Below are 20,624 nucleotides of genomic sequence, written 5' to 3'. Positions count from 1 at the left end.
CGAGGAATGCCGCGATTCCACGGTAGTTGGCTGGGGTTTCGGGTTCAGGATTCCGCGAGTAGTGGCGGATTCTTACAAGAGCTCATGGCCGTCGCGGCGATCGGCTACACACCATGCAGCGTGTCCGAACCGGCAGCGACGCGCTCTCCCCGGCCGCAGCAGCGCCCCCCGACGTGAACGGGAATACTCTCGTCAATCGGGGAGCTCCGGCAGGCGTCATCCTCCGCCGGGCAGATGCTCGAGGTGCCCGATGGCCTCCTCGAGCAGTTCGGAGACGTGGTCGTCGAAGAGCGAGTAGTGGATGTGCCGGCCGTCGCGCGTGCCAAGGACCAGGCTCAGATGCCGCAGCAGCCGCAAATGGTTCGATGTGGTCGTCTGTCCGATGTGCAGCTGTTCGCTGAGGTCGGTCACGGTGCTCGGCTGAACACTCAGCGCGCTCAGAATGCGCAGCCGCACAGGTGACGCCAGTGCCTGCATGATCTCGGCGAGACGCTCAGCATCCGCTACGGACAGGGTGCCTGCTTCCCGACGCGTCTCAGTACCGGCCATGCTCACCATTGTGCCCTCCGATCACGATAATCATTCACAACTACAATATATCATGATCTTGTGATGTATCCTGGTCGCATGACTGCTTCTTCCCCGACGACTACCGCGCCCGCTGCGGAGACGCACGACCATTCCCACGGTTCGGCCCGGTGGGAGCTGTGGTTCGCGATCGCCGCGGGCGTGACCTACGCCGGCGGGATGATCGCCGAGTTCGCGTTGGGGCTGCCGATGGTCGGGTGGCCGTTGGTGTTCTTCCTCGCCACCTACTTCTTCGGTGGGTTCTTCACGTTCCGCACCGCGATCGCCTCGACGATGCGAGGGAAGTTCGAGGTCGACTTCCTCATGCTGGTGGCCGCGATCGGCGCCGCCCTCATCGGCCGGTGGGCGGAAGGGGCGGTGCTGCTGTTCCTGTTCAGCCTCGGCCACGCGCTCGAGGAATACGCCCTCAGCCGTGCCAGCAAGTCCATCGAGTCCCTGGCCGAGCTCGCTCCCCGCAGCGCCCTGGTGCGCCGCGGCGGGGACGAGCCGGTGGAGGTGCCGGTGGAGGAGATCGTCGTCGGGGACATCGTCGTCATCCGCCCGAACTCCCGCATTCCCTCAGACGGGTTCGTGATCTCCGGGGTGTCCGCGGTGGATCAGTCCGCGGTCACCGGGGAGTCGATTCCGGTGGAGAAGGAGCCGGTGGCCGACCCGGAGCGGGCGATGCGCACCGTCGACACCCTGCCCGCCGCCAACCGTGTGTTCGCCGGCACCGTGAACGGGTCCGGCGTGCTCGAGGTCGAGGTCACCGCGACCTCCGCGGACTCGACGCTCAGCAAGGTCGTCGAGCTCGTCCGCTCCGCCGACCAGGCCGCCTCCCCCACACAGCAGTTCATCGACCGGTTCCAGCGTTGGTACGTGCCCGCCGTGATCCTCGGGGTCGCCGTCACCCTCCTGATCTCCTGGCTCGCGTTCGCGCAACCGTTCCCCGACGCGTTCTACCTCGCCATGACCGTGCTCGTCGCCGCCAGCCCCTGCGCGCTCGCGATCGCAACCCCGGCCGCGGTGCTGGCAGGGGTCGCCCGTGCTGCGCGTGCCGGGGTGCTCGTCAAGGGCGGCGCCCCGCTCGAGACGCTCGGGCGGGTCAAGGCGATGGCGTTCGACAAGACCGGCACCCTGACCTGGGGTGCCCCCCGGGTGACGTCCGTCACCCCCGCCGCCGACGTGCCCGAGTCCGAGCTGATCCGCACTCTGGTCGCTGTCGAAGCGCTCAGCGATCACCCGCTGGCCGAGGCGATCGTCCGCGACCTCGAGCCCCGCGTCCCCCAGGCCGAGCGCCTCACCGCGACAGACCTGAACGCGGTCGTCGGGCGTGGCGTCACGGCGACGATCGACGGCGAGCGGGTCGACGTCGGCAACCTGCGCATGTTCGACGAGCAGCAACTCGCGCTGACCGGCACGCTCGCCGACGCGTACACGCAGGCGCGGGACTCCGGGCAGACGCTGATGATCATCCGCCGTGGCGACCGGTTCCTCGGCATCGTCGGCGTGATGGATGCGTCCCGCGCGGAGTCCGCCCAGGTGCTCAGCGCGCTCCGGGGCGCGAACGTGGGGCAGCTCGTGATGATCTCCGGCGACAACCAGCGCGTCGCCGACGCGGTCGGCCGGGAAGTCGGCGTCGACACCGCGATCGGCGAACTGCTCCCCGAGGACAAAGTCGCTCAGATCACCCGCCTCGCCGAAACCCACCGACCGATCGCGATGGTCGGCGACGGCGTCAACGACGCCCCCGCGATGGCCCGCGCCGACGTCGGCATCGCGATGGGCGCCGCCGGCTCCACCGTCGCGTTGGAAACCTGCGACATCGCGCTGATGAGCGACGACCTCGGCCGCGTCCCGTTCGCCGTGCGGCTCAGCCGCGCCACCAGCCGCATCATCCGGCAGAACCTCATCGCCAGCCTCGCGATCGTCGCGTTCCTCATCCTCGCCACCTTCCTCGGCCTGAACATCGGCGCGGTCGTACTCATCCACGAAGGCTCCACCCTGATCGTCGTCGGCAACGCACTCCGCCTGCTCAACTTCGAGCGCGGCAAAGAGCACCACGGCATCGACCACGAAGACAGGCCCACCGCTTGAGAGACTCAGCCGGCGCAGGCGACGGCCTCCCTTGCGCGGCTATGTGGCCCAGCAGGATTGCACGGTGCCGGTCGTTGCCTGCGCGACGGTCGGGATGGTCTCCACGAGTGCTCGTGTGATCTCCTCGGACGCGGGGTACTCGATGACCCGCCAACCGACGATGCCGAAGTCCTCATCCAATGCCTGCACCGCGCATGCGAACGACGTCCCAGCGGGTGGCGTGGCTTGGAAGGATACGGTCACGGTGCGCGCATCGACCAGCTCGTATCCGGTCTCGTCGAATCCGACGTCGTCGAGCGAGTTCGAGACAGTCAGCCACGAAAGCCCGGCGACAGACAGGATTGCCGCCGTCGCGACGGTGACCCAGAACACGCGGCGGCGGATGGGCCGCGGTCCCCGACCGTAGCGGTCGGCGAGCTCCTCTTTCGTCGTCACGTAGTGCGCCCTATCTGCGGCTGCGAGCATCGCGGTCGGCGAGCTCGGTGAGGCGTGCGTTGTAGGCCTCGAGCTCGGCTTCGCCGGTGCGGTCGGCGTGCCGGTCTCGCCGCTTGGTCTCGCGGTCGTCGCTGCGACTCCACTGAATCGCGACCGTGATCGCGAGGATCAGGGTGGGGATCTCACCGATCGACCACGCGATACCGCCGCCGGTGTACTGATCCTCGAGCGGTGTGACACCCCAGGTGCGACCCATCGACCCGAACCAGTCGGCGACCATCAGCCCCGACTGCATCATGATGGCGATGCCGAAGAACGCGTGCATCGCCATCACACCGATGAGCAGCAGCAGCCTGCCGGCGTAGGGAAGCCGCCACGGCACCGGGTCGATGCCGATCAGGGAGAGCGCGAACAGGTAGCCGGTGATGAGGAAGTGCGCGATCATCCACTGGTGGCCGAGGTGGTCGTACAGCGACCAGCGGTACAGGTCGGTGTAATAGAACACCCACAGTGAGCCGATGAACAGGGCGGCCGCGACGAACGGGTTCGTCAGGATGCGGGCGACGGGCGAATGCACCGCCCACAGGATCCACTCCCGCCCGCCGCGGGTGCCGTCGTCGCGTTTGCGGATCGCCCGGGCGGCGAGGGTCACCGGGGCGCCGGCGACCAGCAGCACCGGGATCGCCATCGTGAGCAGCATGTGCCCCACCATGTGCATGCTGAACAGGTAGTCCTGGTAGACGTTGACGACGCCGCCGGTGACCCAGACCAGCAGCACCATGCCGGCGACCCACATGATCGTGCGATACACAGGCCACGCGTCGCCGCGCCGGCGCAGCCGCCACACCCCGGCGAGATAGAAGAAGATCGCGAACCCGGCGAGCACCGCCCACAACATGTCCACGTTCCACGCGGTGACCCACCGTTCGATCGTGAGCTCCGGGGGCAGCGGGGCACCGGTGAGGCGTTCTGCCGGCGAGGGGATCTCGGGAAGCGGGGCCGGGTTCGGTGGCGGAGTGCGGGCCAGCGCTGCGGCGGCGCCGCTGGCCACACCCATCAGTGCCAGCTCGAACGCGATGAGCATCCAGAAAGGGCGGGATGCCGCGTCGGAGCTGCGCATCCTGCCGATCAGGCGGGTGCGGTACCACGCCCCGAAGAGGCCGAGGCCGACGAGCGCGACGACCTTGATGCCCAAGATCGCGCCATAGGGCGAGAGCAGATCGGACCACTCCTGCAGGCCGATGGCGGCGCGCACCGTGCCGGACACGGCGACGAGCACGAACGCGGCCAGAGCGATGCTCGAGTAGCGGGCGACGAGATCGGGGATGCGGCGACGGTCGAGGGCTGGACGGACGGCGATGAGCAGCAGGAGCCCGCCGAGCCACACCGCGGCGCCGATGATGTGCAGGATGAGCGCCATCATCGCCTCGTGGTGGAAGGCGTCATCGCCGGAGTGCCCCTGCGTGCCCATCGGCACGAGCGAGGCCACCGCCACCAGGGCGACCAGAAGCGTCCCGACCCAGGACCGCACGGCGAATGTCAGGACGGTGAGGGCGGCGCCGGCGACCGTCGTGATCAGCCATGTCCTGCCGACCTCGAGCTCGACGAGGAACCGGCCGAGCTGGGCACCGAACTGGGGGCCTGCGTCGATGGCCGGGTTGAACACGCTGAGAAGCGTGAGGAACCCGGTCGCGCCCGCGGCCACGGTGAACAGGGCTGCAGAGATCGACGCGGTATCGAGGGCGACGTCGAACTCGCGCTCACCGGCCCGCAGCGTGAACAAGGCGGTCACGAGCACACCGACCATGCCCGCGGCGGCGAGATTCACGACCAGTTTCGTGACCGGAAGCCCCCAGCGCACAACAGGGCCGGCGTCGCCGAGTGGGATCTGCGCAGCACCCCCACCGAACCACAACGCCCCGACCAAGGCGATGAGTGCGACCCCGCCGAGGATCGCAGGCCCTGCGACCCGCAAGACGCGAGGAGTCAATCCTGTCGCGGTCGGAGTGACCGCTGTCCGCGTTCAGTGGCATCCGCACCCGTGGTGGCGGGAATCGAGAGTATCGGGGTCATGTGCGTGCTTTCGGCTCGGGCAAGAGGGCGGGGCAGGGGTGCGGGGTCATGTGAGCCCGGAGTAGGAGTGGAGGCCCTGGAAGAACATGTTCACGATCGTGAAGTTGAACAGCACCGCGACGAACCCGATGATGGACAGCCAGGCGGAGCGGGTGCCGCGCCAGCCGCGGGTCGCGCGGGCGTGGATGTAGCCGGCGTAGAGCACCCAGATCACGAACGTCCACACCTCCTTGACATCGAAGCCCCAGTAGCGACCCCAGGAGTCGTTGGCCCAGATCGCGCCGGCGATCAGGGTGAACGTCCAGAACACGAACCCCACGATCGCGAACCGGTACGCGAGGGACTCGAGCACGTCGGCGGCGGGCAGAGTGCGCAGAAACCCAAGACCGTCGGCGCGGGCAGTGTCCGAGGATGCTCGGGTGCGGCGCTCCCGGCGGGCCTGCAGGAGCTGGGTGATGGAGATGCCGCAGGCGATCGCGAACAGGGCGGTGGCCAGGGACGCGACGAAGACGTGGATGACCAGCCACACGCTCTTGAGCGGATCCATCAGCGGAACGACCTCGACGTAGAACGAGACCGTCGCGCCACCCAGCAGCAGCACCACCATGCCGATCAGGAACGCACCGAGGAAGCGGAGGTCGTAGCGGCGCAGCACCAGCAGGTAGACGGCCACGATCAAGACCGTGCCGGTCAGCGCGAACTCGTACATGTTCGCCCACGGCACCCGCTCCGCGGCGATGCCGCGCAGGATGGTGCCGGCCAGGTGGAACAGGAACGCGAGGACCGTCAGCGACGTCCCGATCCGCGCCCACAGCAGCCGTTGACGCTGCGCGGGCGGCGTGCGAACACTGTCCACCGACCCACTCTGGGCGTTGTCCGTCTGCTGGCCCGCCCGTGCGGTAGCGCCGGCCAGGACCGGCTCCCGCTGCGGGACGCTGGCGGGGACGGAGCGCCCGGCCAGGTCGATGGTGTACGCGATGAACGCGAGCAGGTAGGTGGCGATCGCCGTCCACACCAGCAGCAGTGAGATGCCGTCGAGGGAGAGCGCGTCGGTTCCGGTCATGGCAGGGTCGTCCTCTTCGTCGTTGCGGTCAGGGGGTGCCCGCGAGCGGGGTGGCGCGGTAGATCCGTGCACATCGGTCAGCCCGCGTTCGCTTCCAGCCAGGCCAGCGAGTCCACGGCGGTTCCGTCGAGGTAGACCTCGAAGTGCAGATGGTTCGCGGTGGAGCGTCCCGTGCTGCCGACGAGTCCGACCAGCTGCCCGGCCGTGACGGTCTGCCCGGCGGCGACCTGCCGGCTTCCGGTCTGCATGTGCGGGTACACCGTGCTCACCTGTTGCCCGTTCAGCACGGACTCCACCACCACGGTCACCCCGTATCCGCCGTAGCTGTCCTGCGAGATCCGCACGACGCCGTCGACGGACGCGTAGACGGGGGTTCCGCCGGCAGCGACCATGTCGGTGCCCATATGCGCGCCGCCTCGAGCACCGAAGCGGTCGGTCACGGTGAACGGACCGCCCACCGGCCACCGCACGGCTCCACTGCCTTGGGGCACGATGCTGTAGTCGAAGGGCACCGAGGCGACTTGTGCGGAGGCGCGGGCACGTTCTGCGGCTGCTTCTGCCGCCTTCTTCTGGTCGATCTCCGCCTGGGTGGTGGCCGAGTAGCTCTCCCGTGTGAGCTGCGTCCCAGTCGCGTCGGAGGCGACGATCAAGGATTGCGCGTCCTCGGACGCGACTTGCTGCAGTGTCGGGATCTCGAGGTCCGCCGGCTGCCAGGCGGCATACGCGGGGAGGGCGAAGGTGGCGATCAGGCCGGTGACCACCGTCAGGACCGCCAGGGAGCGCACTGGGCGCAGCGCGATTACCCGACCACGGGCGGACGTTTCTGCGGGCGGGCGCCGTGGGGGGCGGGTGGTGATGCTGGTGACTGGCGGGGTTGCGGCGCGGCGGAGGCTGCGGCGCGTGGGGGCGTCTGGGGCTGGTCGCCGCCGCCGGGTGGGGTGGTCTGGTCAGTCATGATGTCCTGGTTCGTTTCGGATCAGATGGACACGCCGCGGTCGGCGAGGAAGGGGATGGGGTTGACCGGGGAGCCGTTCACGTAGGCCTCGAAGTGCAGGTTGCAGCCGAACGCGTTGCCGGTGTTGCCTTCGCTGCCGATCAGGTCGCCGGCGTTCACGCGTTGGCCGTATCCGACGTAGAAGCCGCCGGGGCGGATGTGGGCGTATCCGGTGCCGATCCCGCCGCCGTGGTCGATCTTGATGTAGTTGCCGTAGCCGCCGTTGTACCCGGCGTAGACGACGGTGCCGGCCGCGGCGGCGTAGATCCCCGCGCCGCATCCGCCGCTGAGGTCGACGCCGTAGTGGTAGCTGGTCGAGCAGTACCCGTTGCCACACTGGGAGCTGCGCGGCCCGAACCCCGAGGTGCGGTGCCCGGAGGTCGGCCGTGCCCACCCGGAGCTGACCACACCCCCACCAGCACCTCCCGAGGCGGCGAGCCGTTCCGCTTCGGCGCGCTCCGCCGCTCGCCGCTGCTCCTCGGCGATGCGGGCAGCCTCCACCCCGGCCTGATAGTCGGCGATGGTCTTCGCGGTGGTGTCCTCGAGGGCGGCGAGCTGGGCCTGCAGCTCGCCGAGGTGGAGGGTCTGCGCGTCCAGCGCGGCCTGCGCAGCATCGGCGGCCTGCTGCGACTCGAGCATCTTCTGCTCGGCGACCTGCTGCAGCCGGTCGCGCTCATCCCGGGCCACCACCGCCTGATCGGTCAGGCTCTGCGCGGCATCGCGGGCGGTGAGCGCCGCAGCGTAGACGGCCTGGTTGCGTTCCAGCAGCTTGTCCATCACGCCCAGCCGGGACAGGAGATCGTCCGCGGTCGCGGCCGACCCGGAGAGGAACAGCTCGAGGGAGGTGGTGTCGCCCCCGTCGCGGTACAGCTGCGCGGCGATGCGGCCGGCCTTGTTCGCCGCGTCGGTCGCGTTCTGCGCTTCCAGGTCGGCTTGGGACTGCAACGTGTCGGCGCGGATGGATGCGTCGAAGTACTCCTGCTGGGCGGTGTAGAACGCGCCGGCGGCCTGCTCGGCGGCGGTGCGGGTGCGCGCCACCTCGCCGGTCAGGCTTTGGATGAGGCCCTGGATCCGCTGCACCTCGGCAGCTTTGGTGGCCTCGTTCGCTTTCGCGGCCTGCACGTCCTCCCAGGACGGATAGGTCGCCGCGAACGCTGCCGGCAACAGCGGGCCGGCGACCAGGACGGCTGCCGCGCTCAATGTTCCCGCCGTCAGCAGAGTGCGCCGGCTCACCCCGGCCCGGAATGCGCGGCTCTCCGCGGGCGTGGGCGCGCACCCACACTCCTCCGCCGTCAGGTCACCAGGAAGGGTGAGATCGCTGCCCGTCGCCAGCGTTCGCAGCGACCAGGCCAGTCGACCTCCGGCAGGCCTCATCCGTGGCGTGTTCATGGGTGCCTCCCCGGATCAGTCGAACGATCTGCGGCGGCCGCACGCGTGCGGGCACGGTGGGAGAACCCCGCCGCGGTGAGAGCGCCGGCGGCAGCGAGGACGATGAGAGCGGTGAGCCAGGGACCGAGGATCACCGCCGGGGTGAGTCCGGTGCGCAGCGGGACGGTGGTGATCGACGCGTCAACGGTGTCGACGCCGATGCTGTCGACGGTGGTGCCGTCCGGGGTGATGACCTGGCTGGTGCCCACCGTGGAGACGTTGACGACCGCGCGGCCGGTTTCGATGGCGCGCATCCGGGCGAACGCGAGCTGCTGCAGGTTCTCGTCGGTGCCGCGGAAGTCGGCGTTGTTGGTCTGGAACACGAACACCTCTGCGCCGGCGCGGGCACCGTCCCAGATCACGGCGTCGTAGATCACGTCGAAGCAGATCGCCAACCCCACCCCGACGTCGCCGACCTGCACGAGCGGCGGGCTGCTGCCGGGGGTGTATTCGCGTTGGATCAAGCCCACCAGGTCGGGGACGATCAGCTCGTAGAACCACCGGTCCGGCACGTACTCGCCGAACGGGACCGGGTTGACCTTGTCGTGCCACTGCCGGCCCGTGGGATCCGCGGTCCACAGCAGGGACGTGTTGAAGACATCGTCGCCGCGGGTGGTGGCGGCGTTCATCAGCAACGGCGCCCCGGCCGAGCGCACGACCCGGTCCAACGCCTCGGCGGCGGCGGGATCACTGAGCGGGTCGGCGTCGACGCCGCCCTCCGGCCAGGCCAGCAGATCCATCGGCTGCCCGTACAGCGGCACCGTGGCGGCGGTCTGCGCGGCCAGGACGTCGCCGGGCACCTTGTCGTCGAAGTACCCGGTGGGGCCGTTGCCCTGCACCCATCCCACGCGGAACTCCCCGGCCGGCGCGGTGGGGAACTGCGGCGCTATCACCAGGAGAGCGGCGACGCTCACAGCAGGGTGCAACCCGAGCATGAAGCGGATGCCGCCGGCGCGGATCCACTGCACCACAGAGGCGCACAGAATGACGATCAGCAGGGACAGGCCGGTCACGCTCGTCCACGACACGGCCTCCGCGAGCGGGCCGCCCACCTGGGTCATCCCGAGGCGCGCCCACGGGAACCCGGAGTACGGCCACGCACCCATCACCACCTCACGGGCCGTCCACAGAACCCCGATCAGCGGCGGTACCGCGAGCAGCTGCACGAGGCCGCGGGCCGGATAGCGGGCGGTCCACCGGTAGGCGAGCGCGATCGGCACCGCGCCCGCGCCGAACAGGACCGCTTCCAGCCCGGCGAGGGCAAGCCACGGCACCGGGCCGAGGAACTCCCCCACCCACACCAGATGGGTCGTGTAGAACACGGCGCCGAACACAGTGCCGACCAGCAGCGCCCCGCCGATGCTGCGGCCGATCAGGGCCACCAGGGCGACCGTGACACTCACGAACGTCAACGGCCACCACCCCACCGGTGCGGAGGCGAGATCCAGCAGCAGGCCGGCGGCCGCGGATGCCAGCACCGCCGCCCACACCGGCAGCGACCATGCCGCCACGGTGCGGCGCGGCGTCTCCTGCTCCGGCGCGGCGGCCGGGGCGGGTGTCGGCAAAGGCGTGCGCATCGGTCAGGTGTCTTTCTGGTGGAGTCGGGTGAGGTAGTCGTTGTACGCGTCGAGCTCAGGGTCGCCGTGTGCGTCGGCGCGACGGTCGGCGGCGACCGCTTGGGCGGTGTCGTCGCGGAACCAGCGGTGCATGACGTAGATGAGCATCAGCAAGGTGGGGGCCTCGCCGTAGGACCAGGCCAGCCCGCCGGCGAGGCGCTGGTCTTCGATCGGGTCGATGCCCAGCGCGCTCGTCGGGCCGGCGAACCCGTCGATGAGGGTAGTGGTGGCCATCATCAGGAAGACGCCGAAGAAGGCGTGCAGGGCGGCCTCGGCGAACACGTCCAGGGCGCGGCCGCCGTGGCTCATCCGCACCGGCAGCGGGTCCGACGACAGGATCGGGATGGTGAACAGCATCCCGGCGACCAGGAACCCGACCTCGAGGAGGGTATGGCCGGTGACGGTGGACAGGATCGGATCGGCGAAGTTCGCCAGGTACAGACCGTAAAACGCGGCCAGGTATAGCGGCACCGCCAGCCACGGGCTGAGCAGCCACCGTGCGGTGCGACTGCGTAGCCCGGCGTGCGCGGCGCGGAGCACCAGGAGACCTGGGCCGTGGTGCGGGGTGGCGCGCAGCAGCAGGGTGCCGGGAGAGCCGAGGACCAGCAGCGGCGGGATCGCCATCATCAGGGTGAGCTGCTGGAACATGAACACCGAGAACAGGGCGTACCCGAAGTTCTCCACCGCCAGGCCGGTGACCGCGGCGAGGGCGACGCAGCCGAGCAGGAAGCTGACCGTCCGCCACACCGGCCAGCCGCGGCCGCGGACCCACATCCGGATCGCACCGGCCAGGTAGGCGACCGCGAGGAGTCCCGCGAGGAGCGGTAGCACCGGAGCCGGAAGCGGGGCCGGGGTGAGGAACCCGCCGAGGGTCGGCGGGGCGTCCGGGATCCACACGGTCGTCACGGTGTGTCCTTCGCAGGCTGGTCTACGCCGAGGGCGTGCGCGTGGCGGGTCGCGAACTCGTCGACGGCGCGCGCCAAAGCGGGGTCTTCGCCGCGGGCCAGTCCCGCGTACTCGACGTGCACACCATCCGGGGTGGTGCGGGCTTTCACCCAGAGCCGGCGGCGGGGCACGAACAGGCCGGCGAACAGGCCGAGGGTGGCGAGCACGGAGAACGCGAGCACCCAGCCGCTGCTGGGGTCGCGTTGGATCTGCAGCGACGCGAACCGCTTCACCGGCTCCTCCGCCGTGACCTCCTCCCAGGTGATCGTGCCCCACCCGTTCGGCAGGTCGACGGTGGCGCCGGGGGTGAGCTCAAGGGAGTCGGCGGCGGTGTCGCCGCCGGTGTGCTGGGTGAGCCCGTCGACCTCGAGCGTGTACACCGACCTCGGAGTGCCGTCGTCGATGCCGAGATCCCCGCTGAACACGTTGAGAGTCAGCACCGGATTGACCACGTCCGGGTAGACGGAGGTGAACGCGCCGGAGGGCAACACCCCCTGGGTGGGGTAGAAGAACCCGACCAGCCCGACCTGTTCGGGCAGCCCGTCCGGGATCTTGATGATGCCCAGCGAGGTCATGTTGGAGTCCTGCGGCAGGAACGGCTGCGACTCGCTGTACACCACCTCGCCGGCGGCGTCGCGGATCGTGAGGGTGGGGGCGTAGCCGTTGCCGAGCAGGTAGATGCGATCGCCGTCGACGGTGATCGGGTAGTTCACGATCACGCTCTGCGCCCGATCGTCCTGCCCGGGTTGGCGGATGGTGATGTCGGCGGAGAAGTCTCCGGCCTGGCCTGCGCCGGGGGTGCCGGGCAGCCGGTAGGAGACCTGGAAGTCGTCGAGGGTGAGCGAGTAGGGGGCAAGGCCCGTGCCGTCGACGAAACGGCCGGGGTTGAACGAGGAGTAGTCGCTGAGCGCGTTCACGAACGTGGTGCCCTCCACCACCACCCGCTGCCCGGTATACGCGAACGACCCGCCGATCGCGACCGAGACCAGCACGCCGACGAGGGCGACGTGGAAGATCAGGTTGCCGGTCTCGCGCAGGTAGCCGCGCTCGGCCGACACCGACGCGGCTCCGCGGGCGTCGTATCGCTCCACCCGGTATCCGGCCTTGCGCAGCTGCTCTGCCGCGACGTCGATCGCGTGCGCGGCCGGGTCGGTCCTCCCTTCCTCTCTCGGCAAGGTCAGTTCCCGGTACTCCGAGAGCCGCGACAGCCGGGCCGGGGTGCGAGGGGGGCGGGAGCGGAGCGCCTTGTAGTGGTGCTTGGCGCGCGGGATCACGCAGCCGATCAGGGAGGTGAACAGCAGCAGATAGATCGCGGAGAACCACGGCGACAGGTACACGTCGAACAGGCCGACCGCATCGGCGAGGGGGAACACGTCAGGGTTGTCCCGCTCCCACTGGATGACACCGTTGGGGTCGGCGCTGCGCTGCGGGAACAGGGACCCGGGGACGGCGGCGATCGCGAGGAACAGCAGCAGGACCAATGCGGTGCGCATGCTGGTCAGCTGCCGCCATGCCCACCGCAACCACCCGGTGATGCCCAGCGCCGGCTGGGTGATCTCCGTCGCGGATTCGCTGTCGGCGTGGTCGCCGGGGCGTAGCGGGTCGGCGGTGACGTCGATGCCGGTGTCAGAGCGGGAGGGGGACATTGATCACCACCTGTTGCAGCTGCGACATCAGTGCCGTCCACAGCCCGGTCACCATCAGCAGGCCGAGGGCGATGAGCATGGCCCCGCCGATGATGTTCAGGGCGCGGATGTGGCGGCGCAGGAACGTCACCGATCGGGACGCCCACCCCCATCCGGCCGCGAGGATCAGGAACGGGATGCCCAGGCCCAGCGAGTACGCGAGCCCGAGCAGGCCCGCGCGGGCGGGGTCACCGAGGTTCCACGACATAGAGATGATCGCTGCGAGCGTCGGGCCGATACAGGGGGTCCAGCCGACGCCGAGCGCGAACCCGAGAAGCGGCGCCCCGATCAGCCCGGTCCTACCCTGGGCGCGAGGGCGGAGGGTGCGCTGGGCAATGCCGAAGAAGCCGAGGAACACCAGGCCGAGGGCGATGATGACGACCCCGAAGACGCGAGTGAGCACATTGGCGTATTGCAGCAGCAGGTACCCGAAGGTGCCGCCGAGGATCGTGACGGCGACGAACACCACGGTGAACCCGGCGATGAACAATGTCACGCCCAGCAGCAGCCGCGCGCGCTCCGCCGTCACCGTGCGCCCCCCGTCCAGCGTGGGGGCCGCGGTCGTCGTGGTGGTGCTGCCGAGGTAGCCGAGGTAGCCAGGCACCAGCGGCAGCACGCACGGGGACACGAACGACACCAGCCCGGCGAGGATCGCGACCGGGATCGCGACCCACAGGGCGCCGTCGACGATCACCGCTCCCGGATTCATGAGGTGTCCTCGGCGAGGGTGTCGGCGACCAGGGTGGACAGGATCGACGCGCTGGCCAACTGCCCGATGATCCGCGCCGCGACCCGCCCCTCCTGGTCGATGACCAAGGTGGTGGGGGTGGCCTGGATCGGAGTGACCTGCGCGAACGCGAGCTTGACCCGTCCGTCGTTCACGTCGATCACGCTCGGGTAGGTGACGTTGTTGTCACGGGCGAACGACAGTGCGGTGGCTGGCTGGTCGTAGGTGTTCACCCCGAGGAACGCGACGCCCTGGTCCTGATACTCCTGCCAGACCTCCTCGAGCATCGGGGCTTCGACGATGCACGGCCCGCACGCGGCGTACCAGAAGTTCACCACCAGCACCCCGCCGCGGTAGTCGTCACTGGACACCGTCTCCCCGGTCTCGGTGACGCCCTCGAACACCACCGGCTCCCCGCGGTCGGCATCCGGGATCTCGACGATCTGGAAGTCACCGGCGATGTAGCCCTTCTCGCTTCCGTCCCGGTACTGCTGCGCGAGCGAGTCGCTGGACGTGCACCCGGCCAGCAGCAGCGCCGCGACCAGCGTCATGGCGGCAAGGACGCGGCGGCGGATCATGCGCGCTTGACCTTGATCAGGGCGCCGGCGACCAGGAACACGACCGCGGCGACCGGCTGCGCCGCAGTCCACACCGGGCCGGTGAACGGGAACGGGAACACCGGGTTCCAAATCACGGCGATCACGACGAACACAGGCAACCACCACCACTGCCGCGCCTGGATCGCGAACCACCCCACGATGACCGCGAAGATCGCGGCGACGAACAGCACAACGGTGAACCAGTCCCCGCCCATCAGTACCGGCGCGAGGAACAACACCGCCGCCGCGAGCAGCCCCGGCGCGAACGCGTTGCGCTGGTATACGGACGAGGTCCGCTGCTTCGCCATCATGACCCGCTCACCACGGAGCCCGTCGCAGGCGCCGCGCTGTCCGCGCTGACGCGGGAGCGGCGGTGTCGGGTCCACAGGCTCAGGCCGAGGACGATGACGCCGGCACCGAGGGCGACGTCGGCGAGGTTGCCGATGAACAGGTTCCCGTAGGCGAGGAAGTCGGTGACGTGCCCGACCCCGAACCCAGGGGGGGAGAACAGCCGGTCGATCAGGTTCCCGATCGCGCCCCCGAGGATCAGGCCGATCCCCATCGCCCACCATCCGGTCCGCGCCCGCGCGGCGGCGACGACCAGCAGCACCACGGCACCGACCCCGAGGAGAGTGAGCAGCCCGGTGACCCCGGCTCCGAGGGAGAGGATCGCGCCGGGGTTGAACGCGAGCTGCAGCCCAAGCAGATCCCCCAGCAGCGGGATCCGCTCCTCCTGACTCAACCCTCCCAGTGCGGCCGCCTTCGTCGCCTGGTCGACCAGGACCACCACAGCGGCGGCCAGGCACGCGACCGCGAACCGCCGGGTCTGCTCACGAACCATCAGCGGCTCCTCCTGCGTTCGCGAGGGCCGCTGATAACCCGGTCATCAGACCGGCTATCAGGAAGAGGTTTTTGGTGTCAGAAGTCGAAGAGGTCACCGAGGAACCCTTCCTTCCGCCGACGCCCGGAGCGACCGTGATGATCCCTGTCGCGGTCAGAACGGTGGTCGCCCTCGCGCGGATAGGGGGCGGTGCTGGTTTGCCGGCCGCCGCCGGCAAGGTCGGCGGCGCGGTCGATGATCTTGTCGAGCTCGCCACGGTCCAGCCAGACGCCCCGGCACTGCGGGCAGTAGTCGATCTCGACCCCGGAGCGTTCCGTGATCAGCAGGGCGGTCCCGTCGACCGGACATTTCATGAGGGGTTCTCCTTCTGTTGCTGGTCGTCGGCGGTTCCACCATCCGCGGCGGCCGCGGCCGCGGCTGCTCGGTCGCGGCGACGACGCTCTCTGGCCACCATGAGCACGACCACCAGCGCGCCGCCCAGCACGATTACGCCACTCAGGACCGCAAGGACGGGGAGGAGTTCCCAACCTCCGGATGGCCCGTTGTGAACCTCTCCGGACGTATTGGCGGCAGATGTGGGAGACGGGTCGGGTGTCTGCTCCTCGGTCGCTTCGGGGGTAGGGGCGCTGGTGGGGACGGTGACCGCTTCGACGGTGTACTGGTACTCGTTGCTGATCGGGTGCCCGTCGCTGGACACGACCCGCCACCGCACCGTGTACACGCCCGCCTGACCAGGCGTCACCGCCTGGGTGACCGTGGTCCCGTCGATGACCGGATCCCCCGATGCGATGTTCTGCCCGTCCGGGGCGACCACCTCAATGATCACGGCGCTGAAATCGGTGAGGATCTCGCCGCTGAACGTCAGCGAAATCTCCTCCGGGACCACGCTGACCGTGGATCCGGCTTCCGGGGAGGAGGAGACGATCTCATCGTGCGCGGCTGCGGGCGCCGCGGTGGCGAACAGGAGCCCGGCGGCCAGCAGCAGCGTCGTCAGAGTGGACAGGAGGAGGATGCGTCTCCGTGAGCCGGATCGGTGCGGGTGTTCGTGGTCGGTGACGGTGGTCAAGGCGGTGGTCCTTTCAGGGCCGGTTGATGATGTGCTGGGCGATCGTCGTCGCGTCTTTCCAGACCCCGGCGAGGGTGTCGGAGCCGCGGCCGCCGTACTGCGGCATCCCCGCCACGAACAGCCCGGGCAGGCCGGTCAGGGTGCGCCGCGGCCGGTCGACGCGGGCCGGTTCCGGGAGCCAGTCGTCGCCAGGGGTGTAGCCGGTGGCGAGGATCACCGAGCGGGGGGATGCCTGCGTGCCATCGGCGAAGGTCACCCCGGCGCCGGCCGCGTCCTGCACCGCAGCTGCGATCGTGACCCCGACGCGGCGCAGCTGCTCATAGCTGTCGCCGAAGATCGGCTCGGGGCGACGCTCCCGCGAGAACAGCGGCACCCTCTCCCCCGCCGCGGCGGGATAGCTCATCGCGGGGCGATGCTGCCGCCGGGTTCGCACGGACAGCGTCACGGTGTGCGACGCGGACAGTTCGCGGGCCAGCTGCACACCGCTGTTCCCGCCGCCCACGATGAGCACGTCGCCGACGGGGATCTGCTTCGGGTACAGGTACTCGCTGCTGTGCAGCACCACCCCGGGCATCGTCAGCAGAGACGCCCACTCCGGAATCCGCGGGTGCGCGGCCGCGCCCGTCGCGCAGATCACGTTGCGGGTCTGCACCTCCCCTGCCGTCGTCGACAGCAGCAGAGTCGAGCCGTTCCCGCGATGCTCCACCCCGGTCGCCTGGATGCCCCAGACCGTCTCCACGCCCAGCCCGGCTTCCACGAAGGTGAGGTAGTCCGCCATCTCGTCCACTCGCGGATGCCGGCGCTGGTCACCCAGCAGCCGCCGCGGAGACAGCGCGCTATGCCGGGCGTCGCTGAGAAGCTCCATCGAATGCCACCGTGAGGACCAGGAACGCTGCCCCGTGCTGGCGGCGTCGATCACCACAAACTCGTGCTGCGGCCGCAGCCCTTCCGCGGCCAGAGCCGCGGCAACCGCGAGCCCAGACTGCCCGGCGCCGACGATGATCGCCCGCCGATGCGTCAAACCCGCCCGCATCACCGGCCACCGTTCACCGCAGCCTGGATGGCGTTCTCGAGGTCGTCCCACTCCTGCAGCTCGAGCAGCTCACCGTCGAGGAAGAACGTCGGCGTGCTGCTCACCCCGAGCGCCTGGCCCTCCTCGAAATCCAGCTCCACCCGCTCCGCCGTAGCCGGGTCCGCCACGGCGGCGTCATAGGCGGCCATGTCCAGACCGATCTCCTCCGCGAAGCCACGGAACAGGTCGGCGCGAGACTCCTGCGCCTCACCCCACTCCGCCTGCGTCTCGAACAACCGGACATACATGTCCTCGAACCGGTCCTGCTGCGCGGCCGCTTCCGCCGCGACCGCCGCGTTCTTCGAATTGAAGTGACCGGGCAGCGGGAAGTAGCGGACCACATACGTGATCTCCCCAGCGAACTGCTCCCGCATATCCTCCACGATCGGGAAGAACGCGCCACACGCCTCGCACTCGAAGTCGAGGAACTCCACCAGGGTGACAGCGCCCTCCCCGCCGTCGTCGAGGACATGCGAGCTCTCCCGCACCACCTGCGGGGATGCGTCACCGCCCCCAGATGAAGGTGGAGCGGACTGGCTCTGATTGACAAGGACATAGATCAACGCGGCGATCACCATCACCACCACAACGGCAATGGTGACGAGCGTCGCCTTCACAGGGGTTTTCATCGGGTACTCCAAACCAAGACACGGCACAGGACAGAACCCGGGCACGCAGCCCGGGACGAAGCGCCACCCGGAAAGGGTGGCGTGCCAAATGTCAGGTTCGGGAAAGACCCAACTGCGTCAACGAAAAGACAATCGGGTGAGCACGGGCAGCCGGCGCCGGAAGCAGCGAAGGCATCCGTGGCCCGTCACCGAGAACCGGAGGCATCCGCCGACGCCACAACCCCCGCAGCACCACCATGAACGTCAGCCCGCACAACACGCCCAACATGCACAGCGCAGCGCCCACCAACGCGTTCGGCCCAGAAACGACGCCACCGGCGACCGCCTCATGCTCGACTGGGGCGTCTGCCACGGGCTCGACGTGGGGGTCCATGAACCCAGAAATCACCAGCGGAACAGGAGTCGAACCGTCCGCCTCTGTGTGACCCGTCGCTGCCAGACCCAACATCAGCAGCAGCGCCAAACCGACGCTGGTAATGAGCCTCATTATCAACAATTGCTCATTCAGCGTCGTGGAGCGCGGAGTCCGGGCCGAAGAGACCATCGCCCACAGCCTACCGTACGCACCTAAACCCATTCGGAGCCCGGTTCACCCGAGCACGGGAGCGCCGGCAGCGCCGGCCGGGTCCGGCGCGGCTAGCCGGTCAACCAGGACGATGACGACGGCAACGGTGGCGAAGGTGGCTTTGATGGGGGTCTTCACAAGGGCCGGTTCCAAGTCGGGCGGTGTTCTGCCACCGCGGGGCGAGGGGTCGGTGGTCAGGCGTGGGCGGGTTCGGGCTGGCGAGCGGGCACCGTGGCGAGTTGCCGTAGCGCAGCGGGGCGACGGGCGGCGCGGACGCCATTGAGGATGACGACGACCTCGGCGATCTCATGCACCAGCACGACGCCGGCGAGCCCGAGGATGCCGAACAGGGCGAGCGGGAACAGCGCGACGATGATCGCCAGAGCCAGACCGATGTTGGCGGTCATGATGCGTCGGCCGCGGCGGGCGTGGGCGAGGGCGCCGGGGATGAGGCGGAGGTCGTGGCCGATGAAGGCGACGTCGGCGGACTCGATCGCCGCCGCGGAGCCTTTCACACCCATCGCGATCCCGACCGTCGCCGTCGCCAGTGCCGGGGCGTCGTTGATGCCGTCGCCGACCATCGCGGTCGGTTGCTGCGTGACGAGCGCCTCAATCGCGGCGGCCTTGTCGGCGGGCAGCTGCTCGGCGCGAACGTCGGTTACGCCCGCCTCGGCGGCGATGGCGTGGGCGGTGCGGGTGTTGTCGCCGGTGAGCATGATGGTCTCAATGCCCTGCGACTGCAGCATCCGGACCGTCTCGGCCGACTCCGGGCGCAGCTCGTCCCGCACGCCGATCAGGCCGGCGATCTGCCCGTCCGCCTCGACCACGACGACGGTCATGCCCTGCGCGGCAATCGCCTCCGCGTTCAACTGCTGGCCGGCGGGATGGAGCCAGCGGACATTGCCGACCCGGATCGCCCGGCCGTCGACGGTCCCGGTGATGCCATGCCCGGCCTCCTCGACCACCTCCGTTGCGGGGCTGGCGACGGGTGCGGCCGCGATGATGGCCGCGGCGAGGGGGTGGGTGCTGGTGGCCTCCACGGCGGCGGCCCAGGCGAGCAGGTCGTCGCGGGTGATACCGGGTGCGGGCTGGACGTCGACGACGGTGGGCTCGTTGCGGGTGAGGGTGCCGGTCTTGTCGAGGGCGACGGCGCGGATCGTGCCGAGCTGCTCGAACGCTTCACCTGACTTGATGACGACGCCGAACTTTGACGCCGCTCCGATCGCGCTGATCACCGTCACGGGCACCGCGATGGCCAGCGCGCACGGGGATGCCGCAACCAGGACGACGAGGGCGCGTTCGATCCAGGTCCACGGGTCGCCGACCAGCAGCCCGAACAGGGCGACCACGGCAGCGGCGATCAGGACGACGGGAACGAGCGGCTTCGCGATCCGGTCGGCGAGGCGTGCCCGGTTGCCCTTGCGGGCGTGGGCCTGCTCCACGAGGGCGACGATCTGGGTGAGGGAGTTGTCGCGGCCGTCCGCAGTTGCCTCGATCCGCAACGTCGCCGCCCCGTTGACCGAACCGGCGGCGACCGGATCGCCGGGGCCGACCTCGACCGGGATCGACTCGCCCGTGATCGCCGACGTGTCCAGGCTCGACCTACCCTCCACGACCACGCCGTCTGTGGCGATGCGATCGCCGGCACCGATGACGAGGATGTCCAGCTCACGCACGTCCGCGGCGGGGATCGTGACGTCGCTGGTTAGGCGGGAGACGCGGACAGTGTCGGGGATGAGGGACAGAAGGGCGCGCAAGCCTTCCTTGGCGCGGTCCATCGCCCGGTCTTCAAGCGCCTCGGCCAGGGAGAACAGGAACGCCAGGGTCGCGGCCTCGCCAACGTGGCCGAGCAGGACCGCGCCGATCGCGGCGATGGTCATCAGCAGCCCGACCCCGAGGCGACCGCGGATGAGGCGGCGGATCGCGCCGGGGACGAAGGTGTAGGCGCCGGCGAGCAGCGCCGCCCACTGCAGCACCAGCGCCGGGATGTGCAGACCAGTCCACTCGAACGTGTATCCGGCGAGGAGGAACAGCCCGGACAGCGCGGAGGGAAGCAACGCGAAGTCGCGCCACCAGGGCGGGCGGACCTCCGGCTCCTCGTCCGCCTCGGTGGGGGTGGTGGCGAGGTCGGGGCCGCAGCAGGCATCGCCCGCATCGTGCACCGCGCTTGGCGCCGCGGTCTTGGAGGAGGGTTCCGCGGCGCAGCAGGCGTCACCGGTCGA

20 protein-coding genes are annotated in these 20,624 nt (G+C 69.7%); 1 reads left to right on the top strand and 19 read right to left on the bottom strand.

Annotation, left to right across the window (positions count from 1 at the left end; translation table 11 throughout):
• Window positions 1-216: 216 nt before the first annotated feature.
• Entirely contained in the window at window positions 217-549 is a 333-nt protein-coding gene (locus BGO46_RS00385) for a metalloregulator ArsR/SmtB family transcription factor (protein WP_045246029.1), read from the bottom strand.
• Between the two features lie 78 nt (window positions 550-627).
• Between BGO46_RS00385 and BGO46_RS00380 the strand changes: the two genes are divergently transcribed.
• Window positions 628-2,664, top strand: a complete 2,037-nt coding sequence (locus BGO46_RS00380) for a heavy metal translocating P-type ATPase (RefSeq protein WP_048809453.1) — start codon at window positions 628-630, stop codon at window positions 2,662-2,664.
• 39 nt (window positions 2,665-2,703) lie between these two features.
• On the opposite strand, the gene BGO46_RS00375 is transcribed toward BGO46_RS00380, so the two are convergent.
• The 18 genes from BGO46_RS00375 to BGO46_RS00290 all read right to left on the bottom strand — a co-directional run bounded on the left by BGO46_RS00375 (window position 2,704) and on the right by BGO46_RS00290 (window position 20,459).
• On the bottom strand, window positions 2,704-3,099 hold the full coding sequence (locus BGO46_RS00375; protein WP_045246023.1) for a DUF4307 domain-containing protein: 396 nt from the start codon (window positions 3,097-3,099) through the stop codon (window positions 2,704-2,706).
• A gap of 10 nt (window positions 3,100-3,109) precedes the next feature.
• Complete coding sequence (locus BGO46_RS00370; RefSeq protein WP_292679309.1) at window positions 3,110-5,089, bottom strand: cytochrome c oxidase assembly protein; 1,980 nt, start codon at window positions 5,087-5,089, stop codon at window positions 3,110-3,112.
• A gap of 129 nt (window positions 5,090-5,218) precedes the next feature.
• The gene (gene ccsB / locus BGO46_RS00365) at window positions 5,219-6,235 is read right to left on the bottom strand and encodes a c-type cytochrome biogenesis protein CcsB (RefSeq protein WP_045246027.1); all 1,017 of its coding nucleotides are present in this window, start codon (window positions 6,233-6,235) and stop codon (window positions 5,219-5,221) included.
• A gap of 77 nt (window positions 6,236-6,312) precedes the next feature.
• Window positions 6,313-7,020, bottom strand: a complete 708-nt coding sequence (locus tag BGO46_RS00360) for a M23 family metallopeptidase (protein WP_048809455.1) — start codon at window positions 7,018-7,020, stop codon at window positions 6,313-6,315.
• Between the two features lie 191 nt (window positions 7,021-7,211).
• Window positions 7,212-8,618 carry a M23 family metallopeptidase gene (locus tag BGO46_RS00355; RefSeq protein ID WP_048809230.1) on the bottom strand — a complete coding sequence of 469 codons (1,407 nt, stop codon included), beginning with the start codon at window positions 8,616-8,618 and terminating at the stop codon, window positions 7,212-7,214.
• Entirely contained in the window at window positions 8,615-10,234 is a 1,620-nt protein-coding gene (lnt, locus tag BGO46_RS00350; protein ID WP_048809231.1) for an apolipoprotein N-acyltransferase, read from the bottom strand. The genes BGO46_RS00355 and lnt overlap by 4 nt, the downstream gene beginning before the upstream one ends.
• 3 nt (window positions 10,235-10,237) lie before the next feature.
• A complete protein-coding gene (locus BGO46_RS00345) occupies window positions 10,238-11,179 on the bottom strand; it encodes a cytochrome c oxidase assembly protein (RefSeq protein WP_045246896.1) in 942 nt (313 codons plus the stop codon).
• Complete coding sequence (locus BGO46_RS00340; protein WP_045246897.1) at window positions 11,176-12,864, bottom strand: cytochrome c biogenesis protein ResB; 1,689 nt, start codon at window positions 12,862-12,864, stop codon at window positions 11,176-11,178. Before BGO46_RS00340 ends, BGO46_RS00345 begins: the two co-directional genes overlap by 4 nt.
• On the bottom strand, window positions 12,845-13,612 hold the full coding sequence (locus BGO46_RS00335) for a cytochrome c biogenesis CcdA family protein (RefSeq protein WP_045246898.1): 768 nt from the start codon (window positions 13,610-13,612) through the stop codon (window positions 12,845-12,847). The genes BGO46_RS00340 and BGO46_RS00335 overlap by 20 nt, the downstream gene beginning before the upstream one ends.
• Window positions 13,609-14,208 carry a TlpA disulfide reductase family protein gene (locus BGO46_RS00330; RefSeq protein WP_045246899.1) on the bottom strand — a complete coding sequence of 200 codons (600 nt, stop codon included), beginning with the start codon at window positions 14,206-14,208 and terminating at the stop codon, window positions 13,609-13,611. The genes BGO46_RS00335 and BGO46_RS00330 overlap by 4 nt, the downstream gene beginning before the upstream one ends.
• On the bottom strand, window positions 14,205-14,540 hold the full coding sequence (locus BGO46_RS00325; RefSeq protein WP_045246900.1) for a DUF6804 family protein: 336 nt from the start codon (window positions 14,538-14,540) through the stop codon (window positions 14,205-14,207). The genes BGO46_RS00330 and BGO46_RS00325 overlap by 4 nt, the downstream gene beginning before the upstream one ends.
• Window positions 14,537-15,070 (bottom strand): signal peptidase II, encoded by a 534-nt coding sequence (locus BGO46_RS00320; protein WP_045246901.1) that lies wholly within the window; start codon window positions 15,068-15,070, stop codon window positions 14,537-14,539. The genes BGO46_RS00325 and BGO46_RS00320 overlap by 4 nt, the downstream gene beginning before the upstream one ends.
• Before the next feature lie 77 nt (window positions 15,071-15,147).
• Complete coding sequence (locus tag BGO46_RS00315) at window positions 15,148-15,423, bottom strand: zf-TFIIB domain-containing protein (protein ID WP_045246902.1); 276 nt, start codon at window positions 15,421-15,423, stop codon at window positions 15,148-15,150.
• Complete coding sequence (locus BGO46_RS00310) at window positions 15,420-16,136, bottom strand: copper resistance CopC family protein (RefSeq protein ID WP_204947465.1); 717 nt, start codon at window positions 16,134-16,136, stop codon at window positions 15,420-15,422. The genes BGO46_RS00315 and BGO46_RS00310 overlap by 4 nt, the downstream gene beginning before the upstream one ends.
• A 13-nt stretch (window positions 16,137-16,149) precedes the next feature.
• A complete protein-coding gene (locus tag BGO46_RS00305; protein WP_045246903.1) occupies window positions 16,150-17,169 on the bottom strand; it encodes an NAD(P)-binding domain-containing protein in 1,020 nt (339 codons plus the stop codon).
• Window positions 17,169-17,837: a thioredoxin domain-containing protein gene (locus BGO46_RS00300; RefSeq protein ID WP_045246904.1), complete on the bottom strand. Its 669-nt coding sequence runs from the start codon at window positions 17,835-17,837 to the stop codon at window positions 17,169-17,171. Before BGO46_RS00300 ends, BGO46_RS00305 begins: the two co-directional genes overlap by 1 nt.
• A 91-nt stretch (window positions 17,838-17,928) precedes the next feature.
• Complete coding sequence (locus tag BGO46_RS00295; protein WP_045246905.1) at window positions 17,929-18,381, bottom strand: hypothetical protein; 453 nt, start codon at window positions 18,379-18,381, stop codon at window positions 17,929-17,931.
• 215 nt (window positions 18,382-18,596) lie between these two features.
• Entirely contained in the window at window positions 18,597-20,459 is a 1,863-nt protein-coding gene (locus BGO46_RS00290) for a cation-translocating P-type ATPase (RefSeq protein ID WP_244927292.1), read from the bottom strand.
• Window positions 20,460-20,624 lie beyond the last annotated feature (165 nt).

Source organism: Microbacterium sp. 70-16, assembly GCF_001898315.1.
Classification (GTDB): domain Bacteria; phylum Actinomycetota; class Actinomycetes; order Actinomycetales; family Microbacteriaceae; genus Microbacterium.
The sequence above is the reverse complement of the archived record's forward strand: the minus strand, read 5'-3'. Positions and strand labels throughout refer to the sequence as shown.